This is a genomic window from Stenotrophomonas sp. RIT-551 (assembly GCF_026241915.1).
Taxonomy (GTDB): domain Bacteria; phylum Pseudomonadota; class Gammaproteobacteria; order Xanthomonadales; family Xanthomonadaceae; genus Stenotrophomonas; species Stenotrophomonas bentonitica_A.
In genome coordinates this window covers 1-1639 of record NZ_JAPJIU010000031.1, presented here as the reverse complement: position 1 = coordinate 1639, position 1639 = coordinate 1, and the positions used below count along the sequence as shown (strand labels likewise).

Sequence of the window (1639 nt, the reverse complement as noted above, 5' to 3'; positions counted from 1 at the left end):
GAAAACCCCGCTGCGTGAGCAGCGGGGTTTTCGGGTAAAAACCCTGGCGATGACCTACTCTCGCATGGCTTAGGCCACACTACCATCGGCGCAGCTGCGTTTCACTTCCGAGTTCGGGATGGGATCGGGTGGTGCCACAGCGCTAATTTCACCAGGGAGACAGTTGGAGCGTCGCCATCCTAAAGAAACGGATAAGGCGCCTGCCTCTCGTAAGTCTTGTGACGTAGCGTGCACTTGGGATCTATCGACATGTCATGTCGGCCAAGGCAACTTGAGGTTATATGGTCAAGCCACACGGATCATTAGTATCAGTTAGCTCAATACATTGCTGTACTTACACACCTGACCTATCAACCACATAGTCTATATGGTTCCTTCAGGGGGCTTGTGCCCCGGGAGATCTCATCTTGAGGCGCGCTTCCCGCTTAGATGCTTTCAGCGGTTATCGCTTCCGAACATAGCTACCCGGCAATGCCACTGGCGTGACAACCGGAACACCAGAGGTTCGTCCACTCCGGTCCTCTCGTACTAGGAGCAGCCCCTCTCAAATCTCCAACGCCCATGGCAGATAGGGACCGAACTGTCTCACGACGTTCTGAACCCAGCTCGCGTACCACTTTAAATGGCGAACAGCCATACCCTTGGGACCGACTACAGCCCCAGGATGTGATGAGCCGACATCGAGGTGCCAAACACCGCCGTCGATATGAACTCTTGGGCGGTATCAGCCTGTTATCCCCGGAGTACCTTTTATCCGTTGAGCGATGGCCCTTCCATACAGAACCACCGGATCACTAAGTCCTAGTTTCCTACCTGCTTGATCCGTCGATCTTGCAGTCAAGCACGCTTATGCCTTTGCACACAGTGCGCGATGTCCGACCGCGCTGAGCGTACCTTCGAGCTCCTCCGTTACTCTTTAGGAGGAGACCGCCCCAGTCAAACTACCCACCATACACGGTCCCCGATCCAGATTATGGACCTAGGTTAGAACGTCAAGCACGACAGGGTGGTATTTCAAGGATGGCTCCACCACAGCTAGCGCCATGGTTTCATAGCCTCCCACCTATCCTACACAGACGAACTCAACGTTCAGTGTAAAGCTATAGTAAAGGTTCACGGGGTCTTTCCGTCTTGCCACGGGAACGCTGCATCTTCACAGCGATTTCAATTTCACTGAGTCTCGGGTGGAGACAGCGCCGCTGTCGTTACGCCATTCGTGCAGGTCGGAACTTACCCGACAAGGAATTTCGCTACCTTAGGACCGTTATAGTTACGGCCGCCGTTTACTGGGGCTTCGATCAAGAGCTTCGCCTTGCGGCTGACCCCATCAATTAACCTTCCAGCACCGGGCAGGCGTCACACCCTATACGTCCACTTTCGTGTTTGCAGAGTGCTGTGTTTTTGATAAACAGTCGCAGCGGCCTGGTTACTGCGGCCCTCTTCAGCTATAGCTCGCATGAGCCACCAAAAAGGGCGCACCTTCTCCCGAAGTTACGGTGCCATGTTGCCTAGTTCCTTCACCCGAGTTCTCTCAAGCGCCTGAGAATTCTCATCCTACCCACCTGTGTCGGTTTACGGTACGGTCTGCGTAAGCTGAAGCTTAGGAGCTTTTCCTGGAAGCGTGGTATCAGTGACTTCG

Annotated in this window: 2 rRNA genes; both read right to left on the bottom strand. The window is 54.1% G+C overall.

The window, feature by feature from the left end:
* Window positions 1-41: 41 nt before the first annotated feature.
* Window positions 42-156 (bottom strand): 5S ribosomal RNA (gene rrf / locus ORK51_RS17850).
* 125 nt (window positions 157-281) lie between these two features.
* Window positions 282-1639, bottom strand: a 23S ribosomal RNA gene (locus tag ORK51_RS17845); the annotation flags it as partial.